The 18,335-nt window shown below is 72.2% G+C and carries 17 protein-coding genes; 12 read left to right on the forward strand and 5 right to left on the reverse strand.

The features are described from left to right. Positions 1-320, forward strand: a 320-nt coding sequence (locus tag ACL02U_RS24515; RefSeq protein ID WP_412793083.1) for a LamG-like jellyroll fold domain-containing protein, incomplete at its 5' end; no start/stop codon positions are given. Between the two features lie 268 nt (positions 321-588). Here ACL02U_RS24515 and ACL02U_RS24520 read toward each other — a convergent pair. Then, positions 589-1,548, reverse strand: a complete 960-nt coding sequence (locus ACL02U_RS24520) for an RNA polymerase sigma factor SigF (protein ID WP_412793084.1) — start codon at positions 1,546-1,548, stop codon at positions 589-591. Between the two features lie 250 nt (positions 1,549-1,798). Here ACL02U_RS24520 and ACL02U_RS24525 point away from each other — a divergent pair, with 250 nt between their 5' ends. Both ACL02U_RS24525 and ACL02U_RS24530 read left to right on the forward strand, forming a co-directional pair. Beyond that, positions 1,799-2,248, forward strand: a complete 450-nt coding sequence (locus ACL02U_RS24525) for an STAS domain-containing protein (protein ID WP_412793085.1) — start codon at positions 1,799-1,801, stop codon at positions 2,246-2,248. Positions 2,249-2,538: 290 nt separating this feature from the next. Next, positions 2,539-3,015, forward strand: coding sequence for an ATP-binding protein (locus tag ACL02U_RS24530; protein WP_412793086.1), 477 nt, complete (start codon positions 2,539-2,541; stop codon positions 3,013-3,015). Between the two features lie 531 nt (positions 3,016-3,546). Here the strand turns inward: ACL02U_RS24530 and ACL02U_RS24535 are convergent. After that, on the reverse strand, positions 3,547-5,043 hold the full coding sequence (locus ACL02U_RS24535) for an oligopeptide:H+ symporter (RefSeq protein WP_412793087.1): 1,497 nt from the start codon (positions 5,041-5,043) through the stop codon (positions 3,547-3,549). A 505-nt stretch (positions 5,044-5,548) separates the two neighbouring features. Between ACL02U_RS24535 and ACL02U_RS24540 the strand changes: the two genes are divergently transcribed. Both ACL02U_RS24540 and ACL02U_RS24545 read left to right on the forward strand, forming a co-directional pair. Further along, the gene (locus tag ACL02U_RS24540) at positions 5,549-6,226 is read left to right on the forward strand and encodes a response regulator transcription factor (RefSeq protein ID WP_412793088.1); all 678 of its coding nucleotides are present in this window, start codon (positions 5,549-5,551) and stop codon (positions 6,224-6,226) included. Between the two features lie 33 nt (positions 6,227-6,259). Further along, positions 6,260-7,537, forward strand: coding sequence for an ATP-binding protein (locus tag ACL02U_RS24545; protein WP_412793089.1), 1,278 nt, complete (start codon positions 6,260-6,262; stop codon positions 7,535-7,537). Between the two features lie 127 nt (positions 7,538-7,664). Here the strand turns inward: ACL02U_RS24545 and ACL02U_RS24550 are convergent, their stop codons facing one another. Further along, positions 7,665-8,240 carry a GtrA family protein gene (locus ACL02U_RS24550; RefSeq protein WP_412793090.1) on the reverse strand — a complete coding sequence of 192 codons (576 nt, stop codon included), beginning with the start codon at positions 8,238-8,240 and terminating at the stop codon, positions 7,665-7,667. A 201-nt stretch (positions 8,241-8,441) separates the two neighbouring features. Here ACL02U_RS24550 and ACL02U_RS24555 point away from each other — a divergent pair, with 201 nt between their 5' ends. The 3 genes from ACL02U_RS24555 to ACL02U_RS24565 are packed head-to-tail and all read left to right on the forward strand — an operon-like array spanning position 8,442 to position 11,426. Beyond that, a complete protein-coding gene (locus ACL02U_RS24555; RefSeq protein ID WP_412793091.1) occupies positions 8,442-9,629 on the forward strand; it encodes a 5-(carboxyamino)imidazole ribonucleotide synthase in 1,188 nt (395 codons plus the stop codon). Then, a complete protein-coding gene (gene purE / locus ACL02U_RS24560) occupies positions 9,626-10,159 on the forward strand; it encodes a 5-(carboxyamino)imidazole ribonucleotide mutase (RefSeq protein WP_412793092.1) in 534 nt (177 codons plus the stop codon). Before ACL02U_RS24555 ends, purE begins: the two co-directional genes overlap by 4 nt. A gap of 55 nt (positions 10,160-10,214) precedes the next feature. Continuing rightward, positions 10,215-11,426, forward strand: coding sequence for a dipeptidase (locus ACL02U_RS24565; protein ID WP_412793093.1), 1,212 nt, complete (start codon positions 10,215-10,217; stop codon positions 11,424-11,426). A gap of 526 nt (positions 11,427-11,952) precedes the next feature. Here ACL02U_RS24565 and ACL02U_RS24570 read toward each other — a convergent pair. Then, positions 11,953-13,296, reverse strand: a complete 1,344-nt coding sequence (locus ACL02U_RS24570) for a UDP-glucose dehydrogenase family protein (protein ID WP_412793122.1) — start codon at positions 13,294-13,296, stop codon at positions 11,953-11,955. A 240-nt stretch (positions 13,297-13,536) separates the two neighbouring features. Here ACL02U_RS24570 and ACL02U_RS24575 point away from each other — a divergent pair, with 240 nt between their 5' ends. The 3 genes from ACL02U_RS24575 (at position 13,537) to ACL02U_RS24585 (ending at position 16,224) form a co-directional block, all read left to right on the forward strand. After that, the gene (locus tag ACL02U_RS24575; RefSeq protein WP_412793094.1) at positions 13,537-14,694 is read left to right on the forward strand and encodes an acyl-CoA dehydrogenase; all 1,158 of its coding nucleotides are present in this window, start codon (positions 13,537-13,539) and stop codon (positions 14,692-14,694) included. Between the two features lie 271 nt (positions 14,695-14,965). Then, positions 14,966-15,334, forward strand: coding sequence for a four-helix bundle copper-binding protein (locus ACL02U_RS24580; protein ID WP_412793095.1), 369 nt, complete (start codon positions 14,966-14,968; stop codon positions 15,332-15,334). Between the two features lie 71 nt (positions 15,335-15,405). Next, positions 15,406-16,224, forward strand: a complete 819-nt coding sequence (locus tag ACL02U_RS24585; protein WP_412793096.1) for a class I SAM-dependent methyltransferase — start codon at positions 15,406-15,408, stop codon at positions 16,222-16,224. A gap of 126 nt (positions 16,225-16,350) precedes the next feature. Here the strand turns inward: ACL02U_RS24585 and ACL02U_RS24590 are convergent, their stop codons facing one another. After that, positions 16,351-17,655, reverse strand: coding sequence for an LCP family protein (locus ACL02U_RS24590; RefSeq protein WP_412793097.1), 1,305 nt, complete (start codon positions 17,653-17,655; stop codon positions 16,351-16,353). Positions 17,656-17,774: 119 nt separating this feature from the next. On the opposite strand from ACL02U_RS24590, the gene ACL02U_RS24595 reads away from it, so the two are divergent. Beyond that, positions 17,775-18,332, forward strand: coding sequence for an acyl-CoA thioesterase (locus tag ACL02U_RS24595; RefSeq protein WP_412793098.1), 558 nt, complete (start codon positions 17,775-17,777; stop codon positions 18,330-18,332). The last annotated feature ends 3 nt before the right edge of the window (positions 18,333-18,335 follow it).

Consider the following 18,335-nt stretch of genomic DNA (forward strand, 5'->3'; position numbering starts at 1 on the left):
TCTGGCAGTTCGGCCGGCTGAACGCGGACGGTTCCTTCACCTCGGTGGCGTCCGACGAGGTCGCCGCCACCGACAGCATGGTCCGCCTGACGGGTGTGTACGACGCGCAGTCGGGGACCATCAGCCTCTACGTCGGGCATGTGCGGAACGGCGGACCCCAGGCGTTCACGGCACGAGTCGGTGCCGGCGAATTCGCCGTGGGCAAGGCCTTCACCGGCGGTGTCTGGGGCCACTACCTGCCGGCGCGCATCGCGGATGTGCGGCTGTGGGCCGGCGCGATGGCCGGCAGCGAGCAGGTGAGCGAGACGGTGGGTGACTGAGGCCCCCCCGTTCGGGTGGTGCGGCGTCCGCGCTGCACCACCCTCCCCGCCCCGGGGGCGGGGCATCGGGTGACTCTTCCCGGCGGCCCCGCACACCGGTGCCGCCGGGTCGGTTCCCCCGCTCACCTGCGACCGGGGTCTTCACGGCCTTCACGGCCTGAGCTGCGGGACAGGGCTGCGCGGCGGTGGAGCCGGACGGCCCCGTGACGCGAGTCGCCCGGTGTCCCGTCGGCGTGTGGTGCGTCGGGACACCGGGCGATCCGCGGGCTCACTCCTCGACGGTGAGCCCCTTGCGCAGTCTGCCCAAGGTCCGTGAGAGCAGCCGCGAGACGTGCATCTGCGAGATGCCGAGTTCGTCGCCGATCTCGGACTGGGTCATGCCCGCGACGAAGCGGAGCGAGAGGATCTTCCGGTCGCGGGGTGGGAGTTCCGCGATGAGCGGCTTCAGCGACTCGACGTACTCGATGCCCTCGAGGCCGTGGTCCTCGTAGCCGATCCGGTCCGCGAGCGCGCCCTCGGCGTCGTCCTCCTCGGGCTGCGCGTCGAGCGAGGAGGCGGTGTAGGCGTTGGCGGCCGCCATGCCCTCCACGACCTCGTCGTTGGTCAGTCCGAGGCGCTCGGCCAGTTCCGTCACCGTCGGTGCGCGGTCCAGCTGCTGGGCCAGCTCGTCGCCGGCCTTCGCCAGGTCCAGCCGGAGTTCCTGCAGCCGGCGGGGCACCCGCACGGACCACGAGGTGTCGCGGAAGAAGCGCTTGATCTCGCCGATGATCGTCGGCATCGCGAAGGTGGGGAACTCGACCCCGCGGGAGAGTTCGAAGCGGTCGATCGCCTTGATCAGCCCGATGGTGCCGACCTGGATGATGTCTTCCATCGGCTCGCTGCGGGAGCGGAAGCGGGAGGCGGCGAACTTCACCAGCGCGAGGTTCAGCTCGACGAGGGTGTTGCGGACGTACGAGTACTCGTGGGTACCTTCCTCCAGCGACTCCAGCCGCTCGAAGAGGGTCCTGGACAGGGCCCGCGCATCGACCGGAGCGACCTCGTCGTACGGGGGTATCTCCGGAAGTCCGGCGAGTGCGTCGCCGTCCTGCTCGATGCCCGACTCGGGGTCCGCGGGGAAGGGATCGGCGAAGGAGTTGTCTTCGATGGGATCCAGATGTTCCGGAGAGGTTGTCGACGTCCCTCTCGGGGTATGCGAGGCGTCGAGCCGGGGTGACATGATGTCCTCCATCGTTCTCGGCATATGGCCGCCGAAGCCTGAACGTGCACTACGGTGTGCGGCGCCTCCAAAGCCGGCCGTGTGTCGGGTATGCGTCCTTACTAGCCCTACCCGCTTCCCCGACACCACCGCAAGTGCGCTTCGTTGCAAAATGTCCGATTGCAGGTGATTGTTCGGCTGTCGAACCGCGCACAGAAGGCGTAATGTTCGATGGCGTCATTCAGGCGTGACTCAGTACGCACGACCTCGGGAGAGAGACGGCATGGACCACGGGACGGTCGGCAGCGCACAGTCTGGCCGACTTCTGGTGGAGGTGCGGCAAGAGGGCTCCAGCGCCGTCGTGACCCCCGCGGGTGAACTCGATCACCATACGGCGGAGCTGCTGCGCGAGCCGCTGGAGGGGTGCGTCGACAAGGGGCTCAGCCGCCTGGTCGTGGACTGCTCCCGGCTGGAGTTCTGCGACTCCACGGGGCTGAACGTGCTGCTGGGCGCCCGCCTGAAGGCGGAGGCCGCCGGCGGCGGGGTGCACCTGGCCGCGATGCAGCCGGTGGTGGCCCGCGTCTTCGAGATCACCGGCGCCGAGGCGGTCTTCACCGTCCACGAGACGGTCGAGGACGCGCTGGCCGGTACGGACGGCGGTACGGCAGAGGCGGCAGAGGCGGAGGGGGCCGACGGTGCCGGTGGGGCCGACGAGGCCGACGAGGCCGACTGAGTCCGCGGCCGGGGGAGGCCGACCGGGCGGCCGGTCCGGCGCGGGCGCCGCGCCGGGGCCTGCGGCATGCCGGGACCGCGTACGCCGGGCGCTCCGCCGCAGGAGCGCGCGACGGCCGCTTTCGGTCGCTCCGCCCGCCACGCCGAAACGGGGGGTGTTCCCGGGGCGCGGTCGGGCAGGAGACATGCTGAACAGATGCCAAGCAGACACGTCCGGCATCGGCGGAGCCCCGTCGATCCGCGTGCTGACTTCTGAATCGTGAACTGGTGAATCGGTGAGGTGAAGCGCTGATGAGCACCACCCGGCCCTATCCGCCGGGCTCCCCGGAGCCCAGCGGCGCTTCCGGGGTGTCGGCGGGTCGTCAAGTGCGCAGTTTGAGCTTCGACGACCGGAGCGGCGTCGTGCCGCTCGCCCGCGACTTCGCCCGGCAGGCGCTGTACGCGTGGGGCTGGATGCCTGCGGCCACCGCGGACCGGCGGGCCGCCGCCGAGGACGTGCTCCTCGTCGTCTCCGAGCTGGTCACCAACGCCTGCCTGCATGCCGAGGGGCCGGACCGGATGGAGCTCACCTGCGACAACAAGGTGATCCGCATCAAGGTCTCCGACCGGGGAACCGGCCAGCCCGCCCCGCGCACCCCGCACCGGGCCGGCCGCCCGGGAGGCCACGGCATGTTCATCGTGCAGCGACTGTGCCTGGACTGGGGCGTGGTGCGGACCCCGGGCGTCGCGGGCAAGACGGTCTGGGCCGAACTGGGCGCACCCGCCTGAGACCCTGAGAACCCGAGGCACAGGGCCCCGGGGTGTGCGGCGCCCGGTCCCGGGGCCCCGGGACCTGCGCCCCCGGGGTCCCTCAGGCTCCGCGGCCGCGATACCCAGACTCTGCCGCTCTGCCGCTCTGCTGACCTGCGGTCCTCCGACCCTGCCGATCCGGAATGTGGCCCTGCGGTCCTCCGACCTCCGCGGCCCCGGCTGCGCCCCTGCCCGTCCCCGTGGGTCCCCGGAGGGCCTCACGGTCCTCGCGGCCCGGTGGCCCTCCGGGTTCCGCCGCTGCGGTCTGCGCGGTCGCTTCGTGGTGGCCCGGCCCGCGCGCCGGTGCCCCGTGCGCGCGGAGCCCCGTGCGCGCGGAGCCCCGAGGCGCCGGGCGCGAGGCGCGCGCGGGACGTCCGCCTGCGGCCCCCGCCGGCCGGCCCCCCGCCGGCCCCCGCCGTCCTCCGCCGTCCCCGGAACGCCCGGAGGGCCGTCGCACCCACGCGGGTGCGACGGCCCTCCGGGCGTTCGGCCGGGAGCGGGCGGTGCGGCTCAGTGCACGTCGCCCATGAGCTCCCTGACCTTCCTGCGGTACATCCACACCGCGGCACCCGCGGTGATCGCCAGGGCCGCCTCCAGGGCCACGATGCCCGTGCGGTTCAGGTCGACGCCGGCCAGCGACAGCAGGCTGGTGGTGGCGTCACCGGCGGTGACGGCCAGGAACCAGACACCCATCATCTGCGAGGCGTACTTCGCCGGTGCCATCTTCGTGGTGACCGACAGGCCCACCGGCGACAGCGTCAGCTCGCCGACCGTCTGCACGAAGTAGATGCCCACCAGCCACATCGCGGCCGCCTTGTGCCCGCCGTCGGCGATCGACAGCGGCACCAGGAAGAGCAGGAAGGAGGCGCCGATGAAGCCGAGGCCCAACGCGAACTTCACCGCGGTGCTGGGCTCCTTGCCGCGCCGTGCCAGGGCGAGCCACAGCCAGGCGACGACCGGCGCGAACGCCATGATCATGACCGGGTTGACCGACTGGTACCAGGAGACCGGGAAGTCCCAGCCGAGGACCGAGTTGTCGGCGGAGGAGTCCGCGAACAGCGACAGGGTCGAGCCGCCCTGGTCGTAGATCATCCAGAAGACGGCCGCGGCGACGAAGAACCAGATGTACGCCGACATCTTCGACTGCTCGGAGCGGTCGAGGTCCTTGTCGCGCCGGATCCGGGTGATCACCATCACCGGGATGACCAGACCCGCCAGGGTGATCGGCACCAGCAGCCAGTTCAGCGTGTAGACGCCGGACAGGCCGACGACCGCGTAGAAGACGGCCGCCACACCGGCCCACAGGGCCGACTTGCGCAGCGTCGCGGACTTCTCGGCGGCGGACAGCGGCGTCGGGACCAGGTTCGAACGGGCGCTCAGGTGCCGGCTGCCGAGCAGGAACTGGGCCAGGCCCAGCGCCATGCCCACCGCGGCGAGCGCGAAGCCCAGGTGCCAGTCGACGTTCTCCCCGACGGTGCCGATGGCCAGCGGGGCGGCGAAGGCGCCGACGTTGATGCCGATGTAGAAGAGGGTGAAGCCGCCGTCCCGGCGCGGGTCGTCCGGCCCGTCGTACAGGTGGCCGACCATCGTGGAGATGTTGGCCTTCAGCAGGCCGGAACCGATCGCGACGAGTCCGAGACCCGCGTAGAAGGTGCCGGCGGACGGCAGGGCCAGCGTGAGGTGGCCGAGCATGATGACCGTGCCCGCGACGGCGACGGTCCTGCGCGGGCCGAGCACGCGGTCGGCGAACCAGCCACCCGGGAGGGTGAGCAGGTAGACGAGCGACAGGTAGACGGAGTAGATCGCGGTCGCCGTCGCCGCGCTCAGGTGCAGTCCGCCCGGTGCCACCAGGTACAGCGGGAGCAGGGCCCTCATGCCGTAGTAGGAGAAGCGCTCCCACATCTCGGTCATGAAGAGAGTGGCCAGACCTCGGGGGTGGCCGAAGAAGGTCTTCCCGGAGCCGGGGGTGCCCGGCAGGGCCGAGTCCTTCGTCAGGCTGGTCGCCATTGGTTGTTCCTTGCTGGTCGGGACGCGCGGTGGAGCGTTGCGCGCCCGGTCTCGGCGGCCGGCACCGGCACGGTCGGCCCGTCCACCCCCACGCCCGGGGGGAGTCCGCCCCGGATCGCGGGGCGGAGGACGGCGACCACCGGGATCCACGCCTCCGCGCTTGTCGCGCCACGAGGCCCGGCCACAGGTCATTCCTTCGGAGCCGGCGGAGAACCGGCCCGCACACGAAAGAGACCTTCGGCGGTGTTTCCGCCAAAGGTCCGATGGTGCTACAGGCGTCGGTTCACCATACGGCAGGACAGTGCCGGATATGGAAGGACTTGAGAGGGGAATCACAGGTGACCCCGAAACCGCAAGACCTTTGCCGGATGTCTTCACCAGGATGACATCCCCGGACCGCTGGTCCGTACCGCCGACGGGGTGCACTGTCCGGGATGTCCACAGGTAAGAGCCGCCCTCGCCGATCACACCTCGGCGCCGTTGCGGGGCGGACTACCATCGCCTCATGACCCGTGTACTGCTCGCCGAGGACGATGCCTCCATCTCGGAGCCGCTGGCCCGCGCACTGCGCCGGGAAGGGTACGAGGTCGAGGTGCGCGAGGACGGCCCCTCCGCACTCGACGCCGGAATGCAGGGTGGTGTCGACCTGGTCGTGCTGGATCTCGGCCTGCCCGGCATGGACGGCCTGGAGGTGGCCCGCAGACTGCGCGCGGACGGTCACGCGGTTCCCATCCTCATCCTCACCGCGCGCGCCGACGAGGTGGACACCGTCGTCGGCCTCGACGCGGGCGCCGACGACTACGTCACCAAGCCCTTCCGCCTCGCCGAACTGCTCGCCCGCGTCCGGGCCCTGCTGCGCCGCGGCTCCGCGGAACCCCAGCAGCCGCCCGCCACGCACGGCGTGCGCATCGACGTCGAGTCGCACCGCGCGTGGATGGGCGACGACGAGCTCCAGCTCACCGCGAAGGAGTTCGACCTGCTGCGGGTGCTGGTGCGCGACGCCGGCCGGGTGGTGACCCGGGATCAGCTGATGCGCGAGGTCTGGGACACCACCTGGTGGTCGTCGACCAAGACGCTCGACATGCACATCTCCTGGCTGCGCAAGAAGCTCGGCGACGACGCGGCCAACCCCCGCTACATCGCCACCGTGCGGGGCGTGGGCTTCCGGTTCGAGAAGAGCTAGGGAAACCCCCAGCACCACCGCCCGGAGGGCCCCTTGCGTCGCCGTCTCATCCAGTCCACCCTCGCCGTCGTCCTCGTCGTCATCGCGGTCTTCGGCGTCTCCCTGGTGATCGTGGAGACCCGCACGATCAGCAACAGCGCCCAGGAGCGGGTGGACTCCGAGGCGCTGCGGCTGGCCAGCATCGTCGACAGCCGGCTGCTCAGCGCGGCGGACGTCACCCCGGACATCCTGCGCGGCCCCGGCATGCAGGACCGGTACGCCGTGGTCCGCATCCCCGGCCGCCCGCCCATCGAAGTGGGGGACCGGCCGGTCGGCGACGTGATCCGCTCCAAGGAGGTCAGCGGGGAGGAGGGCGAGACCGTCGTCGTAGAGGAGCCCCGCTCCACGGTGACCCGCGAGGTCGGCCGGACGCTGCTGATCATCGGCCTGGTGGCGCTGCTCGCCGTGGTGGCCGCGGTCGCGCTCGCCATCCGCCAGGCCAACCGGCTCGCCTCCCCGCTCACCGACCTGGCGGAGACCGCCGAACGGCTCGGCTCCGGCGACCCCCGCCCCCGCCACAAGCGGTACGGGGTGCCCGAACTGGACCGGGTCGCGGACGTGCTGGACGGTTCCGCCGAGCGCATCGCCCGGATGCTCACCGCCGAACGGCGGCTCGCCGCCGACGCCTCCCACCAGCTCCGCACCCCGCTCACCGCGCTCTCCATGCGGCTGGAGGAGATCACCCTCACCGACGACCTGGACACGGTGAAGGACGAGGCGAACGTCGCCCTCAGCCAGGTGGAGCGGCTCACGGACGTGGTGGAGCGGCTGCTGACCAACTCCCGCGACCCGCGCACCGGCTCGGCCGTCACCTTCGACCTCGACGAGGTCATCCAGCAGCAGCTCGCCGAGTGGCGCCCGGCCTACCGCAGTGCGGGCCGCGCCGTCGTCAGCTCCGGCAAGCGGCACCTGAGGGCCGTCGGCACACCGGGCGCGGTCGCCCAGGTGCTGGCGGCGCTGATCGAGAACTCCCTGATGCACGGCAGGGGCACGGTCGCGCTGCGCACCCGGGTCACCGGAAACCAGGCGGTCGTCGAGGTCACCGACGAGGGGCCGGGCGTCCCGGCCGACCTCGGCGCACGGATCTTCGAGCGGGCGATCAGCGGGCGGAACTCCACCGGCATCGGCCTCGCGGTCGCCCGTGACCTCGCGGAGGCCGACGGCGGGCGCCTGGAGATGCTGCAGGCGTCACCGCCGGTCTTCGGCCTGTTCCTGTCCCGCACCCCGCCGGCGAAGAAACCGGCGGAGCGGGAGGAGCCGACGGTCCGCTGACCCGGCAGCCCGGCAGCCCGGCAGCCCGGCAGCCCGGCAGCCCGGCAGCCCGGTGACCTGCAGCGCCGGGGGCTCCGGGGCCCCGGGCCGGTGCGGGCGGACACCGCTCTCGGGCGTGCCGCGGTCCTCAGACGCGCTGGCCGGGCCGGGCCGGCGCCGGCCCCGCGAGCGGCTCCGCGCCGTCCCCCGTCCGGCGGGACCGCTGCCCGGCCGCCGCCCCGCGGGCCGCCGCCCCGCGGGCCGCGGCCCCTCGGGCCGGGGCGGCGGGTGCCTCCCGGACGGGCAGCGCCCGGAACACCCAGGTGCGGTAGGACCAGAACCGGAACAGGGTCGCCACACCGATGCCGAGGAACTTGAAGACGTTGCTCTGCAGCGGGCTGTCCCAGCCGAAGCCGTACGTCGCCGCGAACAGCACACCGTTCTCGATCACCAGGCCGACGACGCTGAACAGCAGGAACAGGCCCATCTCGCGGGTCCGCCCGGTCTTGTCCCGGTCGCGGTAGGTGAAGTAGCGGAAGCCCAGGTAGTTGAAGACGATCGAGACCACGGTCGCGATCACGCTGGCCCGCACGACCGGCAGGTCGGTGACACCGCGCACCAGGTTGAACACACCGAGGTTGACCAGCAGCCCGGCGCCGCCCACAGCGCCGAACTTGGCGGCCTCGTGCGCCAGGCGCCGCAGCTCCGAGGTACCACGTCCCATGGTCGAGCAGGCCCCTGTCCGTCGCGGATTCGTCAACTCAGCCCATGCTAACCAGCGCCCTGCGCGGCCGCTGTCGGAAGAGAGCACACTCACCCTCCACGGGTGCCCCGGGACGAGGGGCGACGGGGGGCGGACACCGGCCGGGGGCGCCGGAGAACGGCCGGAAACAGGCGCACTCCCCACGGCGGATACCCTGGGGTCGTGACGTTCCCGGTAGTCGGCATGGTCGGCGGTGGCCAGCTCGCTCGTATGACACACGAGGCGGGCATCCCGCTCGGCATCAGGTTCAAGCTCCTCAGTGACACTCCCCAGGATTCCGCGGCACAGGTCGTGAACGACGTCGTCATCGGCGACTATCGCGACCTGGACACGCTGCGTGACTTCGCGCGCGGCTGCGACGTGATCACCTTCGATCACGAGCACGTGCCGACCGAGCACCTCAAGGCCCTGCTGGCGGACGGCGTCGCCGTGCGCCCGGGACCGGAGGCGCTCGTGCACGCCCAGGACAAGGGCGTGATGCGCGCGAAGCTCGACGCGATCGGCATCCCGTGCCCGCGGCACAGGATCGTCTCCGATCCCGAGGACGTGGCCGCCTTCGCGGCGGAGCTCGCGGCGGACGGGCCCTCCGCACCGCCCGGTGCGGACGGGCGGCCGGCAGACGGCTTCCCCGTCGTCCTCAAGACCGTCCGCGGCGGCTACGACGGCAAGGGCGTGTGGGTCGTGGACTCCGCCGCCGAGGCCGCGGAGCCGTTCCGCGCCGGGGTGCCGGTGCTCGCCGAGGAGAAGGTCGACTTCGCCCGCGAGCTCGCCGCCAACGTGGTGCGCTCCCCCCACGGCCAGGCGGTCGCGTACCCGGTGGTGGAGTCCCGGCAGGTGAACGGCGTCTGCGACACGGTCATCGCCCCGGCCCCCGACCTCGACGGGGCCCTCGCCCTGCAGGCCGAGGAGATGGCCCTGACCATCGCCAAGGAGCTGGGAGTGGTCGGCCACCTAGCCGTCGAGCTGTTCCAGACCCGCGACGGGCGCATCCTCGTCAACGAGCTGGCGATGCGCCCCCACAACTCGGGCCACTGGACCCAGGACGGCGCGATGACCAGCCAGTTCGCCAACCACGTACGGGCGGTCCTGGACCTCCCGCTCGGCGACCCGCGCCCCCGCGCCCCCTGGACGGCCATGGTGAACGTCCTCGGCGGGGACTTCCCCGACATGTACTCCGCGTACCTGCACTGCATGGCCCGCGACCCCCAGCTCAAGATCCACATGTACGGCAAGGACGTGAAGCCCGGCCGCAAGGTCGGCCACGTCAACACCTACGGCGACGACCTCGGCGACGTGCTGGAGCGCGCCCGGCACGCTGCCGGCTACCTGAGAGGCACGATCACCGAATGAGCCCGCTCGCAGCCCCCGCCGTCGGCATCGTCATGGGGTCGGACTCCGACTGGCCCGTGATGGAGGCCGCCGCGAAGGCCCTCGACGAGTTCGAGATCGACTACGAGGTCGACGTCGTCTCCGCGCACCGGATGCCGCGCGAGATGATCGCCTACGGCGAGCAGGCCGCCGGACGCGGACTGAAGGCGATCATCGCCGGAGCCGGGGGCGCCGCCCACCTGCCCGGCATGCTCGCCTCGGTGACCCCGCTGCCGGTGATCGGCGTGCCCGTGCCGCTGAAGCACCTCGACGGCATGGACAGCCTGCTGTCCATCGTGCAGATGCCGGCGGGGGTGCCGGTCGCCACCGTGTCGGTCGGCGGCGCACGCAACGCCGGCCTGCTCGCGGTGCGCGTCCTCGCCGCGCACGACGAGGAGCTGCTGGCCCGGATGCGGGAGTTCCAGCAGGAGCTCAACGACCAGGCCACCGAGAAGGGCAAGCGGCTGCGCGCGAAGGCCGAGGGGGCGACCGGCTTCGGCTTCGGGAAGTGACGGCCCGGTGACGGGGGAGACGGCAGGCACGACGGCGAGCGAGGTGGCGGAAGAAGTGGCGGACAAGGTGGCGGACGGCGTGACGCGAACGGCCCGGCTGGACGAGGCGCGGGAACTGCTCGACGGGTTCCCCGTCGTCGACGGGCACAACGACCTGCCCTGGGCCCTGCGCGAACAGGTCCGCTACGACCTGGACGCCCGCGACGTCGCCACCGACCAGGCCGCGCACCTGCACACCGACATCCCCCGGCTGCGGGCCGGCGGCGTCGGCGCGCAGTACTGGTCGGTGTACGTCCGCTCGGACCTGCCCGACCCGGTGCCGGCGACCCTGGAGCAGATCGACTGCGTACGGCAGCTCGTCGCCCGGTACCCGGCCGACCTGCGCGGCGCGCTGACCGCCGCCGACATGGAGCAGGCGCGCACCGAGGGCCGTATCGCCTCGCTGATGGGCGCGGAGGGCGGCCACTCCATCGCGAACTCCCTGGGCACCCTGCGCGGCCTGTACGCCCTGGGGGTGCGGTACCTGACGCTCACCCACAACGACAACGTGGCGTGGGCCGACTCGGCGACCGACGAGCCCGCGGTCGGCGGCCTGTCGGCCTTCGGCCGCGAGGTGGTCCGGGAGATGAACCGCCTCGGCATGCTGGTCGACCTGTCCCACGTGGCGGCGACGACCATGCGGGACGCCCTCGACACCACCGCGGCGCCGGTGATCTTCTCCCACTCCTCCTCCCGCGCGGTCTGCGACCACCCCCGCAACATCCCGGACGACGTGCTGGAGCGCCTCCCCGCCAACGGCGGAGTGGCGATGGTGACCTTCGTCCCCAAGTTCGTGCTCCGGGCGGCCGTCGACTGGACGGCCGCCGCCGACGAGAACATGCGCGCGCACGGCTTCCACCACCTGGACACCACCGCCGAGGCGATGAAGGTGCACCGCGCCTTCGAGGAGCAGCACCCGCGCCCCGTCGCCACGGTGGCCACGGTCGCCGACCACCTGGACCACATGCGCGAGGTCGCCGGCGTCGACCATCTCGGCATCGGCGGCGACTACGACGGCACGGCGTTCACCCCGGACGGCCTCGACGACGTCTCCGGCTACCCCCGGCTGATCGCCGAACTGCTCGACCGCGGCTGGTCCCGCACCGACCTGGCCAAGCTGACCTGGCAGAACGCCGTCCGGGTGCTGGGCGCCGCGGAGGACGTCGCGCGGGACCTGTCCTCGTCGCGGGGCCCCTCGCACGCGACGATCGACGAACTCGACGGCTGAGCGGACCGCCCGGCGCCGCCTGTCGTGGGTCCGGTGCAGTTGCTCCTGCCGGTGTCGTCCTGGTCGGGGCGGCGCAGCCGCGCACGGAGGACGGCTCGGAGAGCCTTCGCCCTCCGGGCGGCCCCGCCCCGGTCGGGTTCCCGCGGAACGGCGACCGCGGCCCGCCGGTCGCCGAGGCGGGGACTCCGTCCGGTGGGCGCGGGACGTGCGCGGAGACGCGGCGCTACCCGGGAGAGGCCGCGAACCGGCGGAACGTGGTGCAGAATGCGACAGGGCGCCGGTCCGGCCGACTGAGCCTCGGCCGGACCGGCGCTCACTCGCGTCGACGTGCCTGTGCCCGTCCGAGTCGGCGTGCCTGTGCCCGCCCGTGCCCTGTGCTCGCCCGTGCCGGCGTGCCTGTGCCCGCCCGTGCCGACGACTCCCACCGGTGCAGACGGCTCAACGGTGCCGGCCGTGCTTCGGAGCCGAGACGAGACGAGACGGGACGGGCGGCGGGACACTGCGGCCACGCCCGCCGCGCGGCCGCTCAGGCCGTGGGCCGCCCCATCGCCCGGTACGTCCACCCCGCCCGCCGCCACAGCTCCGGGTCGAGTGCGTTGCGCCCGTCCAGGACCAGGCGCGTGGCCGCCACCTCGCCGAGCGCCGCCGGGTCCAGCTCGCGGAACTCCCGCCACTCGGTGAGGTGCAGCACCACGTCGGCGCCGCGCACCGCGTCCAGCGCGGAGTCCGCGTACCCCAGGGTCGGGAAGACCCGGCGGGCGTTGTCCATGCCCTTGGGGTCGTAGACGGTGACCTGACCGCCCTGGAGGTGGATCTGCCCGGCCACGTTCAGGGCCGGCGAGTCGCGCACGTCGTCCGAGTCGGGTTTGAACGCCGCCCCGAGCACCGCCACCCGCCTGCCGAGGAACGGCCCGCCGCCGAGCGCCTCCCGGGTCAGCTCCACCATCTGCCCGCGCTGCCGCATGTTGATCGAGTCGATCTCGCGCAGGAAGGTCAGCGCCTGGTCCGCGCCCAGCTCGCCGGCGCGCGCCATGAAGGCCCGGATGTCCTTGGGCAGGCAGCCGCCGCCGAAGCCGATGCCGGCCCGCAGGAACTTCCTGCCGATCCGGTCGTCGTGGCCGATGGCCTCGGCCAGCTTGGCGACGTCGCCGCCGGCCGCCTCGCACACCTCCGCCATCGCGTTGATGAAGGAGATCTTGGTGGCCAGGAAGGAGTTCGCGGAGGTCTTCACCAGCTCCGCGGTCGGGAAGTCGGTGACGATGAACGGGGTGCCCTCGGCGACCGGCGTGCAGTACACCTCGCGCAGCAGCTTCTCCGCGCGCTCGCTGCGCACCCCGACCACGATCCGGTCGGGGTGCAGGGTGTCCTCGACGGCGAAGCCCTCCCGCAGGAACTCCGGGTTCCAGGCCAGCTCCGCGTCCGCCCCGGCCGGCGCGTGCTCGGCGAGGTAGGCGGCGAGCCGGTCCGCTGAGCCGACGGGCACCGTGGACTTGCCGACGACGAGCGCCGGGCCCCCGAGGTGCGGGGCCAGCGAGGCGATCGCGGAGTCGACGTAGGACATGTCGCAGGCGTACTCGCCGTGCCGCTGCGGGGTGTTCACGCAGACGAAGTGGACGTCGCCGAACGCGCCGGCCTCGGCGTAGTCGGTGGTGAACCGAAGCCGCCCGGTCGAACCCTCGATGCCCGCCACGTGCCGGCGCAGCAGCTCCTCCAGCCCCGGTTCGTACATCGGGACCTCGCCGCGCCGGAGCATGTCGATCTTCTCGGGCACGACGTCGAGGCCGAGCACCTCGAAACCCAGTTCCGCCATGGCCGCGGCATGTGTGGCGCCGAGATAACCGGTGCCGATCACGGTGATCTTCAGGGCCATGGATGCTCCGATGCTCCAGGGGGTGTGCGGTGCGCCTTGCGACATGCGATTCTCCGATGCGCGCCCGAGCATAGCCGGGGTGGGGGCACGCGCCGGATGGCGGGCGTGGGCCGGTCCGGCACCGGGAAGGTTGCCCTTGTCGCCAAGCTCACGTACCCCTCCTGTGAGCAGGGCTCTAAAATTGAGTTACTTAACGGTAATTAGCGTCAGAAGCACTGCGTCTTTGGAGCGTGAGAGACCTTGGCCGGATCGGCTGACTTCGACCTGTACCGCCCGTCGGAGGAGCACGACATGCTCCGCGACGCCGTCCGCTCCCTGGCCGAGGCGAAGATCGCGCCGTACGCCGCCGCGGTGGACGAGGAGGCCCGGTTCCCGCAGGAGGCGCTGGACGCGCTGGTCGCCAACGACCTGCACGCCGTCCACGTCCCCGAGGAGTACGGCGGCGGCGGTGCGGACGCCCTGGCCACGGTGATCGTGATCGAGGAGGTGGCCCGCGTGTGCGCCTCCTCCTCGCTGATCCCGGCCGTCAACAAGCTGGGCTCGCTCCCGGTGATCCTCTCCGGCTCGGAGGAGCTGAAGAAGAAGTACATGACCCCGCTCGCCAAGGGCGACGGCATGTTCTCGTACTGCCTGTCCGAGCCGGACGCCGGCTCGGACGCCGCCGGGATGAAGACCAGGGCGGTCCGCGACGGCGACCACTGGATCCTCAACGGCGTCAAGCGCTGGATCACCAACGCCGGCGTCTCCGAGTACTACACGGTGATGGCCGTGACCGACCCGGAGAAGCGCTCCAAGGGCATCTCCGCCTTCGTGGTGGAGAAGTCCGACGAGGGCGTGTCCTTCGGCGCCCCGGAGAAGAAGCTCGGCATCAAGGGATCCCCGACCCGCGAGGTCTACCTGGACAACGTCCGCATCCCCGCCGACCGGATGATCGGCGAGGAGGGCACGGGTTTCGCGACCGCGATGAAGACCCTCGACCACACCCGGATCACCATCGCCGCCCAGGCCCTCGGCATCGCCCAGGGCGCCCTCGACTACGCCAAGGGCTACGTCAAGGAGCGCAAGCAGTTCGGCAAGCCGATCGCCGACTTCCAGGGCATCCAGTTCATGCTGGCCGACATGGCCATGAAGATCTCGGCCGCCCGCGCCCTGACCTACCAGGCCGCCGCCGCCTCCGAGCGCGGCGACGCCGACCTCACCTACCTGGGCGCCGCCGCCAAGTGCTTCGCCTCCGATGTCGCGATGGAAGCCACCACGGACGCCGTCCAGCTCCTCGGCGGCTACGGCTACACCCGCGACTACCCGGTCGAGCGCATGATGCGCGATGCGAAGATCACGCAGATCTACGAGGGCACGAACCAGGTCCAGCGGATCGTCATGGCCCGCAACCTGCCGTAGTTCGCCTGGGTCGCCCGGTCGCGGGGTTTCCGGGTCGCGGGGTTTCCGGGTTTCCGGGCTTCCGGGGCGGCTCAACCTCCGGCCCGGTCCGATCCGCGGTCGTACCGGCGCGCCCCCGCGCCCGTGGCCCTCCGCCCCTTCGCGGAGGGCCACCCGTGCGTCCGGCCCCGTGCGCCCGCCCCTTGCCCGTTGGCGATCTGCGCCCGGCAGGCGTAGGACGGGAGGGGCGCGGGTCCCGCTCCGGGGTCCCGCGCGAGACCCGGGAGAAGCCATGACCATGAACCAGCCCGGTACCACCGCCCCCTTGAGCAAGGAGATGCAGGACTGCGTGAGCGCCTGCATGGACTGCCACTCCGTGTGCGAGGAGACCATGAGCGCCTGCCTGCAACTGGGCGGGCAGGCTCAGATGCAGATCATGCGCGCGCTCATCGACTGCTCCGAGATGACCCGCATGTGCGCGGACATGATGATGCGCCGCTCGCCCCTGTCGGCCGAGATGTGCGCGATGTGCGCGCGGGCCTGCGACATGTGCGCCGAGGCGTGCATGTCGATGCCCGACGACCCGCAGATGATGCGTTGTGCCGAGTCCTGCCGCCACTGCGCCGGGATGTGCCGCACGATGGCCGGCGCTGCCACGTGATCTTCGTCCCACCCGGTGCGGGGGCGCCCCCAGAGGTGTCCCCGCACCGTGCCGGGCGGCAGGGTGGGTGCATGACGATCACCGATGCGACGAAGGCGTTCGACGCGTCCGAGCGCGCCATGTGGGCGGGCCGGGCACAGGTGTACGCGGGAAGTTTCGCGCCGCTGTGCGCCCACACGGTCGAGGCGCTGCTGGACGCGGCGGGCGTGGGGGAGGGTAGCTACGTCCTCGACGCCGGCACCGGTACCGGCGCCGCCGCCCTGGCGGCGCAGCGGCGCGGGGCGCGGGTGCGCGCCGTGGACGCCGATGCCGGGATGGTCGCCGCGGCCCGCGGGCGCGGGGTCGGTGCGGAGATCGCAGTACTGCCCGAACTGCCCTTTCCCGACGGCGGGTTCGACGCCGTCGTCGGCAATTTCGTGCTGAACCACGTGGGCCGTCCGCGGACCGCGCTCGCCGAACTTCGCCGGGTGCTCCGACCGGGCGGCCGACTCGCGGTGACGGTGTGGCGGGGCCGCCGCGGTGCCGGGCAGGAACTGCTGGGCCGGGCCTGTGAGGCCGCGGGGGCCGTGCCGCCCGCCGGTCTGCCGCGGCTCGACCCGGTCGAGGACTTCGCCCGCACCGCGGAAGGGCTGGCCGGACTGCTGAGCGAGGCCGGTCTCGCCGGCACCGCCGCCGTCGAGGTGGAGTGGGACCACCGTGCCGGAGTCGAGGAGTGGTGGAGCGCCGCCGCCGGAGGCGTGGCGACGGTCGGGCTGGTGGTCACCTCGCAGGAACCGGAGACCGCCGCCCGGATCCGGCGGGAGTACGAGCGGCTCGGCACGGATTTCCTGGGCGCCGACGGGCGGCTGGTGCTGCCGCACGCAGCCCTGCTCGCGCACGGCACGGTGTAGAGGGTCCGAACGGGGGAGGGGCAGGCGGGCCGTGCGGCGGAGGGCAGGCGGGCCGGGCGGCGGGGCCGGTGCCCGCGCCGGCCTGTGGGGCCGTACGGCGGGCACCGGCCCCGCAGGCCCGCCGGGTCAGTTGCCCTTGACCGTGACCTTCTTGCCGCTGTTCAGCTCGTCCACCAGCGTCTTCACCTTCGCCTTGTCCCAGAGCAGGTTGCCGCCGCGGGATCCGGCCAGTGGCATGTTCATCGAGGTGCCGTCACCGCTGCTGACCCCCTTCATCGCCCAGAACATGGAGGCGAGGTTCCACAGCGACATGTCCTTGTCGACGATCAGCGAGTCCAGTCCGGCACCCATGGTCGGGTACAGCTTGAAGGGGTTCAGGACCGTCGAGGGCGTCGCCACCTGGTGGGCCAGCGCGGAGAGGAACTTCTGCTGGTTCTTGGTCCGCTGGAGGTCGCTGGCGGCGAAGGCGTGCCGGGTGCGGACGTAGGCCAGGGCCTGCTCGCCGTTGAGGGTCTGCTTGCCGGCCTTGAAGTCGGCGCCGGACCACTTGTCCGAGAAGCCCTTGTCGATGTCGAGGGTGACGCCGCCGACCGCGTCCACGATGTTCGCGAAGCCGGCGAAGCCGATCTCCACGTAGTGGTCGATGTGGAGCCCGGTGTTGAACTCGACGGTGCGCACCAGCAGCGTCGGCCCGTCCTCCGCGTAGGCGGCGTTCAGCTTGGTGCGCTTCCCGGTGCCCTTGTACGTCTTGCCGGACTCGGAGCCCTTGAACGTGGGGATCTCCACGTCCGAGTCGCGCGGGAGCGAGATCAGGGTGTCGCCGCTGCCGCCGACGTGCAGGATCATCATCGAGTCCGTCCGCTTGCCCTCGGCGGACCCGGTGTGCAGGTTCTTCTTGTCCTGGGCGGTCAGGCCCTCCCGGCTGTCCGAGCCGACGATCAGGTAGTTCGTTCCGTCTCCGGCCGCGGGGCGGTCGATGACGGTCGACATGTCCACCTCGCGACGCAGCTTGGAGTCGGCCCAGAAGTAGGTTCCGACGGAGGCGACCACCAGCACGGTCACCACGGTGATCGCGGTCCACTTGATCCGCCGCCGCCAGTTCGGCCGGGGGCCCCGCACGCCGGGGCCGGCGGGGGCGTCGCCGCCGGGGACGGACCCGCCGTGTCCGCCGCCGTAGACCTGCCCGGTGTTGTAGCCGCTGTCGTAGCCGCCGTAGCCGGAGGCGGGGTCCTCGCCGCCGTCGACGTACGACGGCTGCTGCGGCACGTGGCCGCCGTAGGGGTTCTGGCCGGGCGGTGCCCCGGGCGGTGCCGCCGGGCCCCTGCGGACCTGGCGCATGACACGTGCACCCTCCGGCTCCGCGCCGGTGCTGCCGCGTCCGTAGCGGGGATCGCGGTTGTCGTCGGACCGTCCCTGGGGCCAATCGCTCATGCGGCCCAGTGTGCAGGGCGCGACTGTGTCCATTACAAGGGCCGTCGGAAAATCAGGGCACCGCTGTTGCGAACCCGGCACAAAGTCCGCGTCCGCCGACTCGACATAAGGTGGAGGCCATGACAGACCAGGCCTCCGACGCGGCCACGGCGACCGGGGAGATCCCGGGCAAGCCCACCGCGGCGTCCCGCACCACCCTCAGCCACATCATGACCCACAGCGACACCAACCTCCTGGGCACGGTGCACGGCGGCGTGATCATGAAACTGGTCGACGACGCGGCGGGGGCGGTGGCCGGCCGGCACAGCGGCGGGCCCGCCGTCACCGCCTCCATGGACGAGATGGTGTTCCTGGAGCCGGTCCGCGTCGGCGATCTGGTCCATGTGAAGGCCCAGGTCAACTGGACCGGAAGGACCTCGATGGAGGTCGGAGTGCGGGTGCTGGCCGAACGCTGGAACGAGTCCACCCCGCCCACCCAGGTCGGCTCGGCCTACCTGGTCTTCGCCGCGGTGGACGCCGACGGCAAGCCCCGCCGGGTGCCGCCGGTGATCCCGGAGACCGACCGGGACCGGCGCCGCTACCAGGAGGCCCAGATCCGCCGCACCCACCGGCTGGCCCGGCGGCGCGCCATCAGGGAGCTCCGCGAGAAGCGGGCGGCGGAGGGCTTGGAGGACTGAGCG

Source organism: Streptomyces sp. MS06, assembly GCF_047200655.1.
Classification (GTDB): domain Bacteria; phylum Actinomycetota; class Actinomycetes; order Streptomycetales; family Streptomycetaceae; genus Streptomyces.

Bases quoted from the DNA above. Each gene is read 5' to 3' on its own strand.
- ACL02U_RS24595 (WP_412793098.1), top strand. From the start codon at position 17,775: ATGACAGACCAGGCCTCCGACGCGGCCACGGCGACCGGGGAGATCCCG.
- ACL02U_RS24550 (WP_412793090.1), bottom strand. From the start codon at position 8,240: ATGGGACGTGGTACCTCGGAGCTGCGGCGCCTGGCGCACGAGGCCGCC.
- purE (WP_412793092.1), top strand. From the start codon at position 9,626: ATGAGCCCGCTCGCAGCCCCCGCCGTCGGCATCGTCATGGGGTCGGAC.
- ACL02U_RS24520 (WP_412793084.1), bottom strand. From the start codon at position 1,548: ATGGAGGACATCATGTCACCCCGGCTCGACGCCTCGCATACCCCGAGA.
- ACL02U_RS24535 (WP_412793087.1), bottom strand. From the start codon at position 5,043: ATGGCGACCAGCCTGACGAAGGACTCGGCCCTGCCGGGCACCCCCGGC.
- ACL02U_RS24570 (WP_412793122.1), bottom strand. From the start codon at position 13,296: ATGGCCCTGAAGATCACCGTGATCGGCACCGGTTATCTCGGCGCCACA.
- ACL02U_RS24580 (WP_412793095.1), top strand. From the start codon at position 14,966: ATGACCATGAACCAGCCCGGTACCACCGCCCCCTTGAGCAAGGAGATG.
- ACL02U_RS24590 (WP_412793097.1), bottom strand. From the start codon at position 17,655: ATGAGCGATTGGCCCCAGGGACGGTCCGACGACAACCGCGATCCCCGC.
- ACL02U_RS24525 (WP_412793085.1), top strand. From the start codon at position 1,799: ATGGACCACGGGACGGTCGGCAGCGCACAGTCTGGCCGACTTCTGGTG.
- ACL02U_RS24530 (WP_412793086.1), top strand. From the start codon at position 2,539: ATGAGCACCACCCGGCCCTATCCGCCGGGCTCCCCGGAGCCCAGCGGC.
- ACL02U_RS24585 (WP_412793096.1), top strand. From the start codon at position 15,406: ATGACGATCACCGATGCGACGAAGGCGTTCGACGCGTCCGAGCGCGCC.
- ACL02U_RS24540 (WP_412793088.1), top strand. From the start codon at position 5,549: ATGACCCGTGTACTGCTCGCCGAGGACGATGCCTCCATCTCGGAGCCG.